The 19,966-nt window shown below is 37.3% G+C and carries 13 protein-coding genes and 1 tRNA gene; 2 read left to right on the forward strand and 12 right to left on the reverse strand.

The genetic code is table 11. From position 1 onward, the window contains the following. Positions 1 to 542 precede the first annotated feature (542 nt). The 5 genes from G7Y56_RS07455 to G7Y56_RS07475 form a co-directional block, all read right to left on the reverse strand. Positions 543 to 2,897, reverse strand: coding sequence for a glycoside hydrolase family 3 C-terminal domain-containing protein (locus tag G7Y56_RS07455; RefSeq protein WP_165042380.1), 2,355 nt, complete (start codon positions 2,895 to 2,897; stop codon positions 543 to 545). A 482-nt stretch (positions 2,898 to 3,379) separates the two neighbouring features. Beyond that, positions 3,380 to 3,559: a hypothetical protein gene (locus G7Y56_RS07460; RefSeq protein WP_165042382.1), complete on the reverse strand. Its 180-nt coding sequence runs from the start codon at positions 3,557 to 3,559 to the stop codon at positions 3,380 to 3,382. Between the two features lie 120 nt (positions 3,560 to 3,679). Further along, positions 3,680 to 4,669, reverse strand: a complete 990-nt coding sequence (locus G7Y56_RS07465) for a hypothetical protein (RefSeq protein ID WP_165042384.1) — start codon at positions 4,667 to 4,669, stop codon at positions 3,680 to 3,682. A 76-nt stretch (positions 4,670 to 4,745) separates the two neighbouring features. Then, positions 4,746 to 6,254 (reverse strand): FISUMP domain-containing protein, encoded by a 1,509-nt coding sequence (locus G7Y56_RS07470; RefSeq protein WP_165042387.1) that lies wholly within the window; start codon positions 6,252 to 6,254, stop codon positions 4,746 to 4,748. Positions 6,255 to 6,277: 23 nt separating this feature from the next. Beyond that, entirely contained in the window at positions 6,278 to 7,582 is a 1,305-nt protein-coding gene (locus tag G7Y56_RS07475; RefSeq protein ID WP_165042389.1) for an FISUMP domain-containing protein, read from the reverse strand. A gap of 200 nt (positions 7,583 to 7,782) precedes the next feature. Here G7Y56_RS07475 and G7Y56_RS07480 point away from each other — a divergent pair, with 200 nt between their 5' ends. Further along, a complete protein-coding gene (locus tag G7Y56_RS07480; RefSeq protein ID WP_165021211.1) occupies positions 7,783 to 8,661 on the forward strand; it encodes a helix-turn-helix domain-containing protein in 879 nt (292 codons plus the stop codon). On the opposite strand, the gene G7Y56_RS07485 is transcribed toward G7Y56_RS07480, so the two are convergent. Both G7Y56_RS07485 and G7Y56_RS07490 read right to left on the reverse strand, forming a co-directional pair. Next, positions 8,662 to 9,951 (reverse strand): site-specific integrase, encoded by a 1,290-nt coding sequence (locus G7Y56_RS07485; protein ID WP_165042391.1) that lies wholly within the window; start codon positions 9,949 to 9,951, stop codon positions 8,662 to 8,664. Between the two features lie 241 nt (positions 9,952 to 10,192). Then, positions 10,193 to 10,265: transfer RNA gene (locus G7Y56_RS07490), tRNA-Lys, on the reverse strand. A gap of 285 nt (positions 10,266 to 10,550) precedes the next feature. Between G7Y56_RS07490 and G7Y56_RS07495 the strand changes: the two genes are divergently transcribed. Beyond that, the gene (locus G7Y56_RS07495; RefSeq protein WP_165042393.1) at positions 10,551 to 12,443 is read left to right on the forward strand and encodes an amidophosphoribosyltransferase; all 1,893 of its coding nucleotides are present in this window, start codon (positions 10,551 to 10,553) and stop codon (positions 12,441 to 12,443) included. Between the two features lie 54 nt (positions 12,444 to 12,497). Here the strand turns inward: G7Y56_RS07495 and G7Y56_RS07500 are convergent, their stop codons facing one another. The 5 genes from G7Y56_RS07500 to G7Y56_RS07520 all read right to left on the reverse strand — a co-directional run bounded on the left by G7Y56_RS07500 (position 12,498) and on the right by G7Y56_RS07520 (position 19,955). Continuing rightward, positions 12,498 to 13,703 carry an ABC transporter permease gene (locus G7Y56_RS07500; protein ID WP_165042395.1) on the reverse strand — a complete coding sequence of 402 codons (1,206 nt, stop codon included), beginning with the start codon at positions 13,701 to 13,703 and terminating at the stop codon, positions 12,498 to 12,500. Between the two features lie 18 nt (positions 13,704 to 13,721). Beyond that, entirely contained in the window at positions 13,722 to 14,891 is a 1,170-nt protein-coding gene (locus G7Y56_RS07505) for an ABC transporter permease (protein ID WP_165042397.1), read from the reverse strand. Between the two features lie 9 nt (positions 14,892 to 14,900). Further along, positions 14,901 to 15,890: an HlyD family secretion protein gene (locus G7Y56_RS07510; RefSeq protein ID WP_165042399.1), complete on the reverse strand. Its 990-nt coding sequence runs from the start codon at positions 15,888 to 15,890 to the stop codon at positions 14,901 to 14,903. Positions 15,891 to 15,913: 23 nt separating this feature from the next. Then, entirely contained in the window at positions 15,914 to 17,317 is a 1,404-nt protein-coding gene (locus G7Y56_RS07515; RefSeq protein WP_165042401.1) for a TolC family protein, read from the reverse strand. Between the two features lie 163 nt (positions 17,318 to 17,480). Further along, positions 17,481 to 19,955, reverse strand: a complete 2,475-nt coding sequence (locus G7Y56_RS07520; protein WP_165042403.1) for a bifunctional UDP-N-acetylmuramoyl-tripeptide:D-alanyl-D-alanine ligase/alanine racemase — start codon at positions 19,953 to 19,955, stop codon at positions 17,481 to 17,483. Positions 19,956 to 19,966 lie beyond the last annotated feature (11 nt).

Genomic DNA, 19,966 nt, shown 5'->3' on the forward strand with positions numbered 1-19,966 from the left:
TGAGTATTCGATAAGTGAAACTAATATAATGATGGGGCCTTTATCAACCAAACTCGTTTTTCGTAGTGAGGAATGGTGCAGCTGTGTCTATAAAAATCAGTACTGTTAATTGGTCGGCAACCTTTTTTCCTGAGAATAGAGGTTCTCATCTTTGTTCTTGATAGAGTCATCTTGACTTTTTCTTTTGTATATTTTAGAATATAGTAATTATCTGTAGATGCTAATTTTGATAATAAATTGTATTTTGGAATGTATTAGTTCTCAAACCACGGAAATTGACGAATGTGTAGATACAATTCTTAGTGAGAATACGAGATTCAGATAGAAAATAAAAAACTGACTTCCATTTCTGAAAGTCAGTTGTACCTTGTGATTTCGCTGAGAACACTACTTTATCTTGTAATATGTTTTATAATCCGCCTTTTAAGTTTTCAAAAAGGCTAGTCCGTAACGAATTTGTGACGATTAAAAGGATACCTTTTGTCTTGTCTCGGCAGACTACTATCTACCTAACTTCTAGAAGGTCATATATTATGTCTTTATTACTGGTTCTTTAAATCCGAAAAATCAAGATGCTCAGTAAAGGCAGGTCTAATTTGTTCTACAATTAGCGTATTTTCGATCGTAAATTCAGATTTTAAAACGATATCTTGACTCGATTTCCCAATCAAAACTTTATATGTGCCTGCATCTGCTATCCACTGACTTTTTTCGGTGTGAAATGAAGCAATTTCTTTAGCCCCTATTGATAATTGTACGATCTCTGATTCACCTGGCTGTAATAGCTTCGTTTTGCCGAAATCAACTAGCACTTTAACTGGTTTATCTATAGTTCCTTTGGGAGCTTTTACGTATAATTGAACTACTTCTTTACCTGCGACTTTTCCTGTATTAGTAATCTTCACGCTAACCTTTATTTCATCTTTAAATTCCTGCTTGTTTAATTTCAATTCACTGTAATCAAAAGAAGTATAGGATAACCCAAATCCAAACGGATAGGCAGTTTCAACATTAAAGCTATCATAATAGCGGTATCCTATATAGATTCCTTCTGTATATCGTATATCCCGATAATCAGAATCTGCACTTGCAAAGAAACTTTTTGCAGAAGGTACATCGGCATAAGACTTAGGAAAAGTAGCTGTAGTTTTGGCAGAAGGGTTTACTTTACCACTTACAATGTCTGCCAGAGCATTGCCTCCTTCAGCTCCTGGAAACCAAGTTACTAAAATCGCATCTGCCTTATCAGCCCATGATGTATTCATAACACTCCCAACATTTAAGACAACGATAACTTTTTTATTTTGCTTCTTATACGCCTTTGAAATACGATTTAATAATAATTCCTCTTCTAGGGTTAAGTTATATTCGCTATCAATATTTAAGTCTTGCTCTTCTGCCGAATTACGTCCAAAAGTTAGAATTGCCACATCTGTATTAGCAACAGCATCAGTTAATTCTTCATCTGTAATGTCTAATTGTGATATTACACCCAAAGGAGCCAATGCATTAAGTTTAGCTCTGCGTTCTATATCTTTTTTCTCTTCATCTTGTACGTATGGAACATATTTTTCAAGCAGAGGTTTGTATAGGCTAAAGTTAGCATTTTGTAAGCCTTCATATATCGGTACTTTATAAGCTGTTGCAACTTCGCTACTTCCTGTGCCTCCTACAACCAAATGATAAGATCCTATTCCAAATGTAGCAATACGTGTGTTTGAGGCTAAGGGAAGAGTCATTGAGTTTTTAAGCATCACTGTACCCTCTGCTGCAATTTGGCGAGATAAATCTACATGAGCTTCTAAATTGGGAGAATCACTATAATTATATTTTAGAGGAGTTGGAGATTTAGAAACCAAACGCAATACATTTCGCACTGCAAAGTCTAAGTCTTTTTTTGACAGTCTCCCTGATTTTAAATCTTCTAATGCAGCCTCTAATTGAATCTTAGAGCCTGGCATGATTAAGTCATTTCCTGATCGAATTTGAGCGGACACATCGTTAGATTGATTGCCAGCACGAATAACCTCTACACTAGGAAAGCCTGAATACCAGTCTGTCATAACAAGTCCTTTGAAACCCCATTCTTCACGGAGAATTTGATAATTTAAATCTCGTCTTTCACTTGTATATGTGTTATTCAGTTTGTTATAGGAAGTCATAATAGTCCATGGCTGAGCTCCTTTAACAGCTATCTCAAAAGGTCTTAAATAGAGCTCTCGCAAAGCGCGTTCACTAACTAACGAATTGCTAAATAAACGATTATGCTCGGCATTATTGGCCGCATAATGTTTTAGAGATGTGCCAAGACCAAGTTCTTGAACTGCGTTGATCAAGTTCATTGCCATAACACCTGATAATACAGGGTCTTCGGAAATATATTCAAAATTTCGTCCGCCTAGAGGATTACGTTGAATATTTACACCGGGAGCTAATAATACGTCTATTCCATATTCTTTAGCCTCTGTTCCTAAAGCTTTACCTATTTTTTGAGCAAGCTCTTTACTCCATGTCGATCCTAAAACCGTTTCTGATGGAAAAGCAGTAGCATAAAAAGTCTTCGTAGTTCCTTCGCGTGTAGGATTGATGCGAATGCCAGAAGGACCATCACAAACAATAATGTCTGGAATTCCTAAACGTTGTACATCATGGGTTTGCCCTCCCGCTCCAGGCACTCTTCCATCAATTACTCCCAGATTTCCAACATTGTCCATCCCTCTGCCAATAACTAAAGAAATCTTTTCCTGATCGGTTAACTTCTTTAGTAGCTGATCTATCTCAGCATCAGTATATAAAGGAGCTTGTTTAGAAGATTGAGTCTGTTCTTTTTTCTGTGCGATAGACTCCTGTGCACAGCATAATAGCAAGAATATAAATAAATAGCTTAAATTTTTCATGTCTTTAAATATCTTTTTTAAAATCAATATGTAATTAGCAACAGTTACTTAATATTGAAACAAAATAAATTACCAATAGTTTAGAGCCTGTTTTTTTTTAGCTGTAAAAATAATCCAAACGCTTGCTTTTTTACCTTCTTTTACAACCTTGTTATGAATTGTTTCTAGAATCTAGGTTGGCAAAAGGGCGCAGATGAAGGTTTACAGCAGTTTGAATAATCAAAAAGACGCACCTGAGTTTTTTGAATTTTTTGTTCAATCCATAGTAATTGAGTCATCGTATCTTAAAAGTAATTTTGAAGTATATATTAACCGATAGTACATTAATAACACAATACAAGTTTTTAAGTTATTTATATTTTTATTTATTAATGTGTTGGGCTACAGTAAGAGTCATTATCTTTAATAGTATCCTGTTTGTAAAGCCATTGGTTAATAAGGTAGTGGCAGCCAGTTTCCTCTTATTCAATTTCACAGCCAATTCATCCATATCCCTGCTCACCTTCATATCCAACACCTTGGCAGAATTCAGTTATCCGTTTTATATCTTCTCCACCCGATTCAGCTATCATATAAAAACAAGATTTAATCCCTTTTTCTTTTATTTTATTCGTAATCTCTTCTGAGAACCCAGATGGTAAATTTGCGGGTTGTAATTTCATCAAAAGAGATACAGACATGGCAGATCAGCAGAAAATATTACTAAAATTAGAGAAAGACATAAAGAAAAACAAAAACAGTCGATACGAGAACTCTTTTGGGAAATACATAGCTAGCGAACCTCAGTTTGAAGACGTACATTTAACGAAATAATCGCTGAGAGAATGGACCTCATTTCTTTGGCTATGGAGATAACCATATCTTTGCATCTTTCCACTCTCTGAAATCAAGGTTGAATTCTTTTTTAAAGAGTCTATCCAAATCTTCTGTTTTTCACAAACATCAGTCGATTCAGTATCTACGCCACTTATGCCATACAATATCAAATGTGCACATTGTTCATCTACATATTCAAAATGGCTATACGTTGCTTCTAAGTCTATATTTGATAGATATATTTCTACTTTGGCTCCCGTATTATATGCGCCATTATTTGCCATCAATTCCAAATCATCCAAAATTGAAAATAATTCATTCTGAATTAACTTTATATCTTCCGAGTCAATTAAATGTAAACCATAAAAACACTCTATATCGTACTTTATGGAAGAAAAAACATTACGATCAAGAATGAAAACAGAATTACTCAAACACTTGGTTTCCACAACAAACTGTGTTTGAAGATCTAGTACATGTTTAGGGATAACAATATCTTTTACAGTCATATGTGATAAATCCTCTCCTGACTGATATAACCATTTAAAATATAAAAATCTAGCCAAATTCTCATGCGTAAAATAGAAAGAATATGGCAAAGTGTTAGATGCATATCTAGCCATTGAGTTAGGGTCTTTTTTCATTTTCTTGAAAAAACTTATAAATGAAGATAATCGATCTCCATAACCTTCTATTTTGACAGTAGAATTGGGTAGAGTTAAACTAAAATAAGAAGTTTCTTTCCTAGTAATATCTAATGCTTTGTCTAGAGAAAACTCAAATTTATTCGCAAGCTTAATAACTTCTTCCAAAGTAAAACACACCTCACCCCTAATTCTCCTATAGACGCTTTCTTTTCCTAATAGTAAAGTATCTGTCAAAACGCAAGGTATGCTAGTACCTTCTGGAATAATCTCTTTGATTATCCTAATTATCTTATCGTTATAATTCTTCATTATTATATTATCTTTAAATAAACACAAGAGTAGGTAGAACAATATAGCATCCAAAATGAGCCAAAGAAATCTTCTTTTATTCTTGCACACAACGGACAGAGAATCCGTTGGCACGAGTGTTATTATTCCATGGGGTAATATTGTCTTTATTGAAACCTAGACTACGAGCCCCATTATTGGAAGGAGAAGCAGACCAATGATAACCACCATAACCCACATTGTGCAAAGAACCTGCACTATCCCCTCGATAACCTGAAATAGGATACCAACCAAGAAAGTAGGAAGACTCTATAAAATCATATCCTTTATCAAGAGTAGTAGCTATATAGTCAGTTGGTTTAGTCGTATTAATCTTAATTTTCGTCCATGGAGAGTCACTGTCACTCAATCCGTTGAAGCTAGGTACACGCCAACCGTCAGGACATGGGTCAGTCACCGATTTTTGAGTAGTGAGAACTGTAGACTTATTGCCCCAGCGCGTATCCCATCTTAGGTTTGTTGTAGAGTACCAGTCACCAGAGATTGACCCTCCAGTTATAAACCTTAGTGGATTGCTGATACTACTTGTCAAATTTGTGGTTTCAGAACTTACTACTGCTTGTGGTGTATCTTCATTTTTGACTGATCCATCAACTGCATAAATTGTCTTTTTAACACTCCTCCATTGATTCCCTTCGTAAGCTCTACCACTTACAAAAGGGTCTTTGCGTCCCCATTGATAGAGCAGTCCAAGACTATTGATGTCTTGTGACATAGCCGAAGTAGCCCCTAGATTTCTATCCATCCATCGATTTGTTTGCTTTCCCGTGTTGTGTACATAGTCGGTAGATGTAGGCATATCAGTAGCCCAAATATGCCAACTCCAAACAATATCGTTGCCATCTTTTAATGCTATTAAAGCATTTCCTTTTTCGTCTCCTATCCATACTTCTATCAGATTATCTTTTACTTCTAGCTTTGGAGCATTGAGAATCACCCTTCCACATTGGTTATCAGTCCAGATCAATTCTGCACTAAGATTTGAAGAGAAATTCCTTGTAGGAAGCAATGGTGTATTTGCTGGGCTGTCAGTCCCTGCTGTTTTCCAAGAAGAACCATCCCAAACCTTTACCGCTTTATCAATAGGTATTCTCAAGATACTAGGCTCTGTTACAATATAAGAGTTAGGCTGATCTAAGCCTTTTTTTGAGGTAATAGGCAACTCTTTTACTGGTCTCAATATTTCTTTTTTCAAACCTAGTTTTTGCCATTTTTTGCCATTCCATACATATATACCAGCGGGTATACTTTCACATATGTCAACTGTGGAAGTTACATGATATACTAATAAGCCTATATGCCCAGCTTCATCCCAATCGCCTGTGCCTCCATTTATAGATTCTGAAAGCTTTCCTTGCTCTGGTTCCAATTCTGTCAATACTACACGAGGTAGCCCTAATCCTTTTGTTGTTTCACCCTCTTGCTTCAAATCTAGCAGTGATCCACTAGCAGGAGGTTCTCCCGAACCGATGGTCACTTGTCCATAAATCATATTAGAGAATAACATAAGAAAAAATGCGAGGCATATTATTTGAATTTTCATCATGTAGAAGAATGTTGTTTGAAAAATTAGTCTTTCACACAGCGGACAGATTGGTAGTACCCTGAATTGATAGATCCAAATATTTGAGTTTCATCAGAAAGCATATACCAAGTGCTCCCTGTATCTGACGATGCCCACCAATGCCCTGCATAACCAAATCCTTTGGCTGCTTTTCCCGTACTATCAATGAAACCAGAAGGTACAGCCAAAAATCCTAAATTTGCTGCTGCTAAATCATTTGCTCCCCACTGGATTGTAGAACTATCAGTAGATGTGTACCAATATTTACTATTTTTACGCATACCACTACTGGCAACTAGATTTCCCCCATGAGCCAAGACAACTCCATCCCATTCGTAATTACTTGGTAGATGCCAACCTGAAGAGCACACTTCCATCGCATCCGCCCAAGAATACATTAGTCCAAACTCTTTGGCAAATGTAATAGGCGATGATGTCATGTTCTTACTTACTCCTGATACATTTGCACCATACTTAATTGTACCTGATGGCATAGCATTAGGACTTACTTCAATAGCTCCATTAGTGCTATTGTAATAAGCCGGATTCAACCGTGCTAATCGCCCCGAAGAAAAAGCTCCTCCTGTGGCTTTTTGGGTAGAATATACGTTGTTTACAGTCCACACACCATCTAAAAAAGAAGGATTAATAATTTCTTCTTTCTTAGAAACAAGAATCCATTTGGGAACATCTGTACAAGACACATTGGTTGAGGTCTTAAACATACCAACTTCTGTTACATATCCTACATAGTAGCGCTGTGTATTATAGATATTTAGATCGGCATCTTTCATTGTTATGCTAGATGTAGCTCCTATTGGGTAGTCTTGTGGATTTTTCCCCAGTTGAGTCCACATTGGATCAGTAGGTCCGTTGAATTTATTATAAACCTTTTTTAGTTTACCTTCAAGTTCTTTTTTAGTTTCCATCTCCGGATATACTTTAATTGATATCCATTTTTCTCCATTCCAATAATGGACACCTGGGCAAATTCGTTTTGTTGTAGTTTCTATTGTATTGGTATTATACACTACTAACCCAGTATGAGTATTCATTTCATAGCCCTCATCGGTTGTATTCCCTATTGACTTAGCCAATTCAGAATCATTGGTCGGGGTTAAGTTTATTATACTTACACGTGGCAATAATAAACCTTTACTAGCCGAAGTCCCCCCATTTGCTGTGTCATTTTCTTTTAAGTCAAGAAGTACACCTCTATTCGGAGCGATTCCAGAGCCTATTGTTACTTGGGCCTGCATTAAATTTATGCTTAAAATAAAGTATAAGCTGATCATGAATTCTCTTTTCATGAGTTTAAACATTTTAGTTGTTAATAAAAATTCGTGGCTTTTCATATTCCAGTTTTCAATTAACGGCACAAATATCTTGGATTATAACCGATCTTATAGTATCTTATAAGCTAGAGATATGTTCATTTTTTCCTATTTTTGCATAAGGAGGAGGCTTATGCGAAAATCAGAGTGTAGTATTCAGTTTAAATTATGAGAAGATGAATAAGAAACCAACCTTATTAGAAATTGAAAATGTGAGATTGAAATCTCCTTATATTATTAATGACTTCATCATTTCTAACACCCAAAAAGGTCCCATGGATGATATGATTTCATTTAATGTACCTTTTGTTATTGATGGGATCACTTTCTGTATTTGTAAACGCGGGACAACACAGGTTAGAGTTAATTATAAGGAGTATACGGTTGACGAAAACTCAATTCTGACGATACTACCTAAACAAATTATTGAAAGTTTAAGTAATACCGACGACTTACTATTAGAAGTATTTTCCTTTTCTTTTGATTTTATTTCAGATTTCCCTTTTCCGAAAAATATGGATATGCTCCGTAAAGTTGCTTTAAATCCCGTTTTACATACATCAGAAAGTAATATTCAAAACTTATTGAGATATCACTCATTTATAGCTGAGACTTTCAGCAATCAAAACCTTCTTTATTTAAAAGAAACCATACAAGGGCTTCTTTATGCTCTGCTCGTAGAGCTCGCATCTATGTATATGGAGGATGAAAATATATCTACAAGGAGTAAGAAATCGAGAGCAGAGGAAGTTACTGAGCAATTCATGCTGCTGCTATTAAGGGGGCAAAGCAAAGAACGATTCGTGTCATTTTATGCTAATGAAATGTGCATTACACCAAAATACTTGTCCGACGTTGTGAGAAAGGTAACAGGACGGACAGCCAATTCTTGGATTGAAGAAGTATTTATCCTTAATGCCAAGATGTTATTGAGATCTACCAGCTTAACTGTTTTGGAACTTTCTGAAGAGTTGAACTTTGCAAGCCCAACTTATTTTGGGCGCTTCTTTAAAAAAGTAACAGGAATGACACCTTTAGAATACCGAGGCCTATAATTAAAATATGGATAACTTTATTAAGCCCGAATTGTCCTCCAATAGCAACAAAATTATAAATCCACTCCTTTTTCTCTTATTCAATTTAGTAGCCAAGTCATCTATATCCCTGCTCACTTTCAGATCCAACACCTTGGTATAAATCTGCGTCGTACGAATACTCCTGTGCCCTAACATCTTCGAAACACTCTCAATCGGCACACCATTCGCCAAAGTAACAGTCGTCGAAAACGTATGCCGTGTTGTGTGAGTCGTCAGCTTCTTACTTATCCCGCACACATCAGCGATTTCTTTGAGGTAACTATTCATGCGTTGATTACTCGGCACAGGAAAAATTATATTCTTTTTCTGACATTCGGGGTAGCTCTTATATTTCTCTATTAACTGACAGGCAGTATTCAATAAAGGAATATTACACATATTTTTTGTCTTTTGCCTGTTCTTCCTGATCCACATTGAACCGTCATTGTCTTTTACTAAATGCTCAGGCTTTAATTGTTGGATATCCGTGAATGCCAATCCTGTAAAGCAGCAAAAGGCAAATATATCTCTTACGATTTCCAACCTTTGTACAGGAAATTCTTTCCGAATCATACCATTTAATTCCTCTTGAGTCAGAAACTCAGGATCAGTCTCTTCAAACTTGAAACGGTAAGTAACAAAAGGGTCTTTCTGCATCCAGTCATTACTGAATGCGATACGAGTAATTTTCTTTAAATTCTTTAGTCGGGTAATGGCGGAGTTCTGGGCACAATTCTTTTCCACTTTAAGGAATACATCGAATTTGCGGATAAAGGCTAAATCGAGTTCTTTTAAAGCTATATCGGATAAATTATATTCTGCTTTAATAAACTCACTAAGATAACGAGCAGTAGTTTCAAAACGTTGAACGGTTTTATCCACGTAGCCTTTACCTATTAGAGTACGTGCTTCGTTGTTATGTTCGGTAAATACCTGAAGGAGGGTTTTGTTGTCACTGTCGATGCCGTAGAATTTATTCTTGATAGTTTCCGAATTGACAGTTTTTCCGTCTGTCTCTAATTCTCTGTGGAATTGATAAATCTTGGAACGGATAGATTCGATATACAGGTTCAGTTCATATGCTTCCTGTCCCCTGCCTTTGGAACGCTCCTTGGATTGATCCCACAGTTCGACTGCAATACTTCTTTTAATCTGGATATCGCACATGGAACGGTCTGCGGTTATACGCATACAAACGGGTGCTTCTCCGTTTTTCAATAATTTCTTCTTTCTCAGGAAGAATAACACACTAAAACTTTTTCGTTTCATTTTGTTTACATTTTAAGGATTTAAAATTACTCAATCCCTGTCAAAATAAACCTATGCAAAACGTTGTGAATCAGTGAGAAGAAAGCTAAATTGTTGGACTTTTTTTATGGACTCCCAAGTCCCACGATTTAACCTTGTGGAATATGCATTAAACTGCCATTTTTCACCAGTAGTATTAAAACAAAAATTCCCGATTTTCATTGAAAATCAGGAATTTACTTCTGTTTGCTTGTCTAATTTGTGATCCCGCTGGGATTCGAACCCAGGACCCCATCATTAAAAGTGATGTGCTCTACCAGCTGAGCTACGGAATCTCCCTGTTGCTTTATCAAAGCGAGTGCAAAGATAGAATGAAAAATTTAAAATCCAAACATTCTCGCTAAAAAAATTATATTTTTATTTGCGTTCTCTCTTATAGCTACTGGTGTTTTATGTGCTTTTGGGGGATTAGTTATCTATTTAACAGGTGTTTATATTAATGTTTTTTATTGGTGTTAATTATGCATTAAACTGATATTATTTTTTAGGATAAGCAGATTTTTACACTTATCTTTGTGTCCTTTCAGAGAATAAACGTTCTTAAATCAAGGAAAATTTCTATGACAGAGCCTTTAAAGCATGAATGTGGTATCGTAATGATACGTCTGCTTAAACCATTAGAGTATTATCAAAAAAAGTACGGAAGTTGGCAGTATGGGTTGAACAAACTATACCTGCTAATGGAGAAACAGCACAATCGCGGACAAGAAGGAGCAGGATTGGCTGTAGTTAAATTAGATTCACCTCCCGGAAGTGAGTTTATATTCAGAGAGCGAGCTACGGGCTCGAGTGCTATCTCCGAGATATTTGCAAATGTGTATCAAAACTTCGAAAAGGTATCGGCGGACAAACTAAATGATCCTGAATATGCAAGTTTAAATCTTCCTTTTGCCGGAGAATTATTTTTGGGGCATCTCCGCTATAGTACTACAGGTAAAAGCGGACTGTCGTATGTGCATCCATTCTTACGACGCAATAACTGGCGCTCACGTAATATTACACTAGCCGGGAACTTCAATATGACAAATGTGGATGAACTATTTCAAGATTTGCTTGAGGAAGGCCAGCATCCACGTAATTTTGCGGATACTTTTGTTTTATTGGAATCGCTGGGTCATGGACTGGATAGAGAGGTTCAATTTCAATACGATAAGCTTAGTAAAGAAAAAGGATTAAAAGGTAATGCTCTGAATGATGCTATTGCTGAGAATCTTGATGTTCATTTTATGCTGAGCAAAGCAAGTGCGCATTGGGATGGTGGATTTACAATTGGTGGATTGATTGGCTGTGGCGATGGGTTTGTATATCGTGATCCTTGGGGGATACGTCCTGCATTCTACTACCACGATGACGAAATTGTAGTTGTGGCTTCCGAGCGTCCTGTAATACAAACAGCTCTCAATAGAGATGTTGAAGATATTAAGGAACTGCAACCCGGGCAGGCGATTATTATTAAAAAGAATGGAGCAATCCAATTTTCTCAAATACAAGAACCAAAGAAAAATATTGCACCATGCTCTTTTGAGCGTATTTATTTCTCTCGAGGGTCAGATGCTGATATTTATAAAGAGCGTAAAGAACTGGGAAAACTTCTTTTACCTCAGATATTGAAAGCGATTGATTCGGATATTCGCAATACTGTATTCTCGTTTATTCCAAATACGGCAGAAGTTGCTTTCTTTGGTATGACAGAAGCATTCAATAAACACATGAATGATGTGAAGCTTCGTAAAATCACACAAAAAGGATCATCGATCAACGAAGAAGAATTAGAGAGGATTCTATCTATGCGTGTTCGCACTGAAAAAGTGGTTATTAAAGATATAAAGCTAAGAACATTTATAGCTCAAGACAGTGGCCGTGATGACTTGGCGGCTCACGTTTATGATATTACTTACGATTCGGTAAAACCTTACGAAGATAATCTCGTTGTAATTGACGACAGTATTGTTCGTGGAACAACCTTGAAGCAGAGTATTATTAAGATGCTTGACAGGGCACACCCTAAAAAAATAATTGTTGTTTCTTCTTCTCCTCAGATCCGCTATCCCGATTGTTATGGTATAGATATGTCCCGAATGAGTGAATTTGCAGCATTTAGAGCAGCCATAGAGCTGTTAAAGGAGCGCGGTATGGAATCGCTCGTCGATGATGTCTATAAGAAGTCTGTGGCGCAAAAGAATAAGCCGAAAGAAGAAATAATAAATTATGTAAAGGAAATATATGCTCCATTTACAGATGAAGATATATCCGTTAAAATGGCTGAAATGCTAACTCCTGCGGGAACGAAGGCTGAAGTAGAGCTTGTTTTCCAAAGTATTGAAAACCTGCATAAAGCATGTCCTAAAAATAATGGTGATTGGTACTTCTCCGGAAACTATCCGACCCCTGGTGGTAATAGAATGGTTAATACAGCCTTTATCAATTATGTAGAAGGAATAGAACGACGATAAGTTCTGTTGTTTCCTAAAATAGAAAAGGATTGTCTGAATAGGCAATCCTTTTTTTTATTTTGAAATAGGTCGGTTTAAACCTTTGTATTCAGGATCATAATTTTGTATCCACCATTTGTACATAAAAGTGGCTGTCGTACAATAAATGGCAGTCTGAATCCATAACGCAATATATTCGGGCCAGACGTCAATTAAGGTTGAGCCCATAGTATTTATTTTAACAAAACCATGTATGCCGGGGGTAGAAGGTATAATGTATGCTATCGCCTTTAAAGGAGCGGGTATGGCTGTCCATGGCCATGATATTCCCGATATGAAAACGAAAATAACACTTGTAAATACAAATAATAACATTGCAAATTCACGCTGAGAAGAAAAATAAGACAATGTCATTGAGAAGAAAGTGGCGGCTAATAAGAACGGCATCAGGAACACTGCTATGGTTATAGGATCGCCTATTTGTGGTAATTTAAATATATAAGGGATTATCCGTAACACCCATACGGCAATAAGCATATACAGCGAGCTGTAACAGAATGCTTTTCCTATCGTTAATTTTAATGCGCCTACGTTCTTTCCGGCAGCAGTATGCGATGCTATTGTGAAGCGTTTTTTATCGTTATGTGTGCCTACTATTGTACTTATGCCCAAGATAAGAGTTTGCTGTAAAATAAGTATCAATATGGCTGGTATCAGGAAACTAGCGAATCCGTTTTGTATATTATAAAAAGGGATCCATTCGTTTTCTACGGGTTGCATAATTACATCATCTTCTTTGCGGCTTTCTCCACCGGTTTCGCTGACACGTATATCTGCGCCCATGTCAAGAGAAACCTCCGTTGCGCTTAGTAGCAAAGCCTTGTAAAAGAGCAGGCTGCTCATGTCAGCAAATATATCTATCTGTGTTTGTTGCCCTGTATTTATCTTTTGGCTAAAATCGCTGGGAATGTAATAGATCCCGTAAGCCTCTTTTCGCCTCATAGCTTCTTTGGCTTCCTCCATATCGGTTGCATAGCCTATAATTTTAACATCGGCCGTTGCATCCACTTTGCGCTTAAATTCGCGTGAAAGGGCAGAGTTCGAATCATCGACAACTATTGCTTTTACATTATGTACGGTCTCATTGTTATAGATAAAACTATATAAAACAGGGTAGGCGAGAGGTACTATAAAGAATAGTAATATCACAGCAGGGTCTTTGAATACAACTTTCAGTTCATTCACCCATACATAATATATGTCAAGTAATAATTTCTTCATTTTGTCATACTATTTAGCTTAAGATTCATATACATTTTCCTTGAACATTTTTTTGATTACGCCCAAGAAAAAGAATGCAAGAAGCACAAATGCCAATAGTGCTGCATATTGATACATGGAATATCCTATGGGGATCCCATTGAGAGCCTGATCTACATATATGAGGAAAAAATGGCGCAAAGGGAATAAATTGCTCAAGGCGTACAGGCTCGGATTCATTGCTAGTACTGAGAAAGAAAAACCCGTGATAGAAAAAGTAACCATTCCTATCAAACTCGATATGCTGAGAGCCAGCCGATAGTTTCGGAATACACCAAACAGAATAACACCGAGTCCCTGAGCAGCTATAATTAGGCAGAAATAATTTGCAAACATCGGCCAAAAGCCATTGTGTAAAGGGAATTGGTTGTAATAAAACAACATGGACATGAAAAATAAAGCAATAATAGAAAAGATAATTGTGTAAGGCAGTAATTTGCCTGCAATTACTTTCAGTATTGAGTTGTTCCCCATTTTCAATAGTTTGGTGCCTGTTCCGGCTTTGATTTCCGAACCCAATGCCGAAACTGTGAACATCAATATCAGTAGTTGGAGCAATCCCGGTAAAAGCATATTATTAAGATAGACAGAATAATTGAGCCATGGGTTGCCCAATGGGTGAGATTGTGTAGTTATGGGCTGTACAATAGGCATTATTTGCAGCTCTGTATAGCCTTTTGCTATTCCTGTTTTTAATCCAACGGCTGCAGCTGCAAGAGTAGATACGGTTTTTAGATCCTGAAATAGCAATGATCCTGAAATAAGGAATGCATTGTTAGTATAATAGACCAATTTCGGTTGATTGCCGGATACAGCATCTTTCGAGAAATTCTGAGGAATCGTCAGAACGGCATAAACCTCCATCCGTTCCATTTGCTGGCGTGCTTCTCTGAATGAAAGGCTCTTGAACTTTATATCTGTTTTTTCGAAGGCATCTAATTGCCTGATAAGAGAACGCGATGTAGAAGTATTATCTAAATCCACAACAGCAATAGGGATGCGCGAAGGTAGTCCGCTGCTCATCATCCATAGTAGAATAACCATAGATAATAGAGGCGTGACGAATATCCCCCAGATACATATCTTGGAAGAAACAATCCGTTGCCACTCTCTTTTGAAGATTGCGAATAAACCTGTATTGCTATCCATTCTGTTATTTTACTCTTTTATTATTAAAGACATACCTGGTAATACATCTTCTATGTCGCCTGTAAATCTGGCTCTTACTTCGAATGTTTTTCTATCGTATTGACCTGTTGTCTTGGTTGCTTTCCATGCTGCGTATGAGCCCAAGTCTTTGATGTAATAGATTTTCATATCTACTTCTTTGTCAAGTGCAGGAACATAAGCTTTGATCATTTCATTCATCTTGAAATTTTTCAAGCGATCTTCTCGGATATTAAATGATCCCCATTTGTCGTCTAGTCTCATTACATTCATTATCGGAGCACCTGATCCGACCAGTTCTCCTTCATTTGGAAACTTCTCGGATATTTTGCCGTCTATTGGCGATATCAGATAACTTTCGGCAATATATGATTCTACTTCGGCTACAGCTCCTTTTGCTCTGTTTAGCAATGCCAATGCAGCCTCTTTATCTTCTTTCTCGGCACCATTCACAGCCATGTCGTACTGAGATTTAGCAGCTTTTTCTGTTGCAACTGCTGCCTTATATTGAGCTTCTACTTCGTCTCGCTTCTGTGCGGTAACAACCCCTTTGTCATATAGGTTTTGTACGCGGGAGAATGATTTTTGGGCAATCTCTACACCAACCGTAGCTTTTTGCCACATTTCATACGCTCCTTGTATCTGTTCTACACGTGCGCCTTTTATCGCCTTCATATTTTGGGCAGCAGCACCTAATTCAGCAGCATTTGCCTGAGCCAGTTTTGCATCGATGTCGGGTACGCTTAGTATTGCCAGAGTGTCTCCTTTTTTTACATAACTGCCTTCTTCGACCATGTATTTATATATGCGTCCCGGTACTTTACTCGAAATACGTACTTCGGTAACATCTGCCTCACCTTGGATGATATTATCTTCCTGATTCAAAAAGAAGAAACCATATAGCCCCACGGCTATTATTACTGCCGAAAAAGCGATGATAGGGATAAGCTTTGATCCTGATTTTTTATTTTCTGTCTCCATTATATTTTTGTTTTATTGCTTACTTATAATTTGCGTCCCAGTGCTTTGTTCAGATATATTTTGCAAAGCATAAGGTCTATTTGTGCGTCTACCATTTCGGAGTGTGCAGACATCCACGCAGTATGAGCGGCCAAAGCATCAGCAGCGGAAATAACACCTTCTTCGAATCCAACATTGGCATACCTTAAGTTTTCATCGGCCTTCTCTGTATTTTTAGTTGTGGCAATCAATTTTTTGTTTGCTTCAGCCAGTTTATATGCTTCCTGATTCACTTGCAGTTTGATCTTTTCTTTGGCTTCAGCCAGTTCGTATTGTTTGATACGTGTTTCGGCTTTCGCTACATTTAATTTAGCTGTACTGGAAAAAAAGTTGAGGGGAACTTTTACTATTACACCGACGTTCCACATACCTCCGAATTTGTTTTGAAATCCGTCGAATCCATTCGGGTTGGTCCAAATGTAATTTGCCATAAAAGCAATATTAGGCATAAATTCGGCTTGTGCTATTTTTTCTTTCTTTCCGTATATTTTAGTTGCCAATTCAAGGCTTCTCACTTCGGTTCTGTTTGCTAAAGCTTCGTCGATATTTGGAATGGCTTCATTCTCATTTGTGGGAAGGCTTTCTATATTCTCATCTTTGAGTATTATTTGATCGCTTATTTCAAGTCCGCATATTTGTGAAAGTAACATTTTTGATAAGCTTAATCCATTCTCTGCTTTGGTTAAAGTCATTTCTGCTTCGTTCAATTTCACATTTACAGATAGCTTATCGGCTTTTGTTGCTACACCTTCGTTCTCCATTGCTGCGATATCTGAATCCATTTTTCGCAGCAGATTTACATAAGCTTCAGCCAATTTCTTCTTATTTGCTATGGATACAACCTGCCAGTAGGTCTGATCGACTTCCATTATTACCTCTGTTGTCTTTGTATCTTTCATTGTTCTGGCGAGATCTTCGGCATAGGAGCGTAAATCATTATATGCAATGATTTTCCCACCCATAAATATAGGTTGGGTAAGGTTGAAACCTCCAACCCATACATTTTTGATATCTAGTTCGCCGGCTTTCAGAATTTGATTTCTTACATCACTTATGTCCACTGAGCCTCCCGGATAATTTATGGCCGGAGGTATTGCTATAGGTGGAATGTCTATGGATGAAGGGATGGCTGCTGAATTGATTAAATTCAGATTCTTTTGATTTCTGAGATAGGCTCCATTGAAGGATATATCGGGGAAATACTTTGTAAATGCGTCTTTCTTTTCATAATAGGCTACTCGTTCTTGTTCTGTTGCAATTTTGAGAGCTTTGTTGTTTTCTATGGCCAGATTACGGCAATCTTCGAGACTCAGATACTGTTGGGAAAAAACAGTACCTGTCACAGCAAAAAAGAAAAGAAGGGCTGCTCCGAAACTCTTTTTAAGCATATTCGTTAGTTTGATTTATCGACATTGATTGTTTATGCAACTATGTATATGTCACAAAAATAGTAAAAGTTTTAGAGGTTGTAGGTATAATGGCGTTTTATTTTTTACAACTCTGTTACTAATTTTAACAACTTGCCAGGATCAAAAGTTCATAAACGAACAATTATTCTTTATAATAAATATGCTTTACCCGATGTGATATGGAGGTAAGTATTTCGTAAGGAATAGTATTTATTTTATTTGCCAGATCAATCAGGGATAAGTCGGAACCGAAAACGGTGACGGTGTCCCCTTCTTTTACATCAATGCCGGTTACATCGATCATCGATAGATCCATGCAGATGTTGCCCACGATAGGTGCTGTATGTCCATTTATCAATACACTGCCTGTACCATTGCCAAACTGGCGACTGATGCCGTCGGCATATCCGATACGGATGGTTGCGATAGTAGCATCGTGATCGAAATGACCTTTACGTCCGTATCCAACAGTTTCTCCTTTATTGATATGTTTTATCTGTAAGATGGTAGTTTTAAGGGTACAAACATTTCTAAGTCCATCCAGTCCGCTGGCACTTACACCGTACAAGCTAATACCTAGACGCACCATGTCCATTTGCTCTTCGGGGAAGCGTTCTATTCCTGCCGAGTTTAGGATGTGTTTTAGTATGGGATATTGGCAGGTGCTTTCTATCTCTCCGGCTATTTCTCTGAATGTTTTTATTTGCTCGGTAGTGAAGTCATCGAAACCCCAACTTTCGCTGGCAGCCAGATGTGAAAAAACGGATTGTATGCGTACACCATTTTGTTTTTGTATGCGATTCTCCAGATCAGAAATATCTTCCTTGGTAAATCCAAGGCGATGCATTCCTGTATCTATTTTGATATGAATAGGATAATTAACGATTCCTTGCATCCGTGCTTCTTTGATAAAAGCATCAAGTATTCTGAAATTATAAACTTCTGGCTCTAATGAATACGTGGCTAGTTCTTCAAATCCTCCTACTTCTGCATTTAATACTATAATGGGTACTGTAATACCTGCTTTGCGCAACGCAACACCTTCTTCTGCAACAGCAACAGCCAAATAATCGCACTTGTGGTATTGAAGCGTTTTAGCTATTTCGGTCGATCCGGCACCATACCCGTCAGCTTTCACCATACAAATCATTTTTGTATTTGGTTTGAGGCGTGATTTGTAAAAATTAAAATTGTGTACGATGGCGTCCAGATCAATATCTAAAACAGTTTCGTGGGTTTTTACTTCCAATAATTTATTAATGGCTTCGAAAGAAAAACTTCTTGCACCTTTTAATAAAATAAACATATCGTGGAAACTGGTATGCCAGAGGTCGGATAGTATAAAATCGTTCGTGTTGTCGAAGAAATAGCTTTCGATCGATTTGAACATATCTTTGTGGTTCGATATCTCTTTTCCGATACCGATAAGCACATCTATCTTTTTATTTATAACAAGGTTAGATGCAAGATAGTACAATTCTTTTGTCGATAATCCTGATTGAGGAATATCGGATAAGATAAGTACTTTTTTCTGGTTGCTGTCGGTTGCCCGCTGGGCTAGAAAATCAAGAGCAATGTTCAGGGAGTTAATATCTGAATTGTAAGAGTCGTTAATCAATGTACAATTATTCTTGCCTTGACGTACATCCAACCGCATGGCTACAGGTTCGAGATTTTCCATGCGACTGTTAATCTCGGTAAGCGGCATGTGTAGATACATGGCAGTTGCCAGAACGTGAATAGCATTTTCTATCGAAGCACTATCAGTAAAAGGGATAGTAACTTGCGAAGAAAAACCAAGCATTGCATAATGAATAGTAGTTGAGGTATTATTCTTTTCTACCTTGCGTACATACAACGGACTTTTGCTCGATCCCTTGCGCGACCATGTCAGTCGTTTCTGCGATAAACATGCTATTTCCATGCATTCGTCGATCAATTCATTTTCCTCTTCGCAGATAATGACATCACAATTGATGAAAAGTTCGAGCTTTTCCAAACACTTCTGCTTTACAGATTTGAAACCCTCCTGATGTGCTTGTCCAATATTCGTCAGAATACCAATGGTGGGGCGGATAATCCCCTCTAGTTTGGCCATTTCTTCGGGCTGGGATACTCCTGCCTCAAAAATACCCAATTGTGTATGATCGTTCATTTGCCATACTGACAGAGGAACTCCGATCTGAGAATTATAACTGCGAGGCGAATGGGTGATATTAAAGCTTTCGTGAAGTATCTGATAGAGCCATTCTTTCACAACTGTTTTACCGTTGCTACCTGTAATGCCGATGATTGGTATATCGAAACGGTTACGATGATGGGCTGTTAAACGCTGTAAGGCGTTTAAAGTATTAGATACGACAATGAAGTTAGCATCTGTATAATCAGCCCATTCGGGTAGAATAGTTTTTACTACAAAATTGCGTACTTGCTTATTATAAAGTTCCGATACATATTTATGTCCATCGTTATTTTTTGTAGTAAGTGCGAAAAAAAGAGTTTCTGCGGGAAAAAATAATTGACGGCTGTCCGTCAACAGAATGCTAATTGTAGAATCATTTAGATCCGACTTTTTATAATCGAGAATCTTAGCTATTTCGCTTATCGAATATTTCATATTTCGCGTGT

This window comes from Dysgonomonas sp. ZJ709 (assembly GCF_011039195.1).
In the GTDB taxonomy this organism is placed as follows: Bacteria; Bacteroidota; Bacteroidia; order Bacteroidales; family Dysgonomonadaceae; genus Dysgonomonas.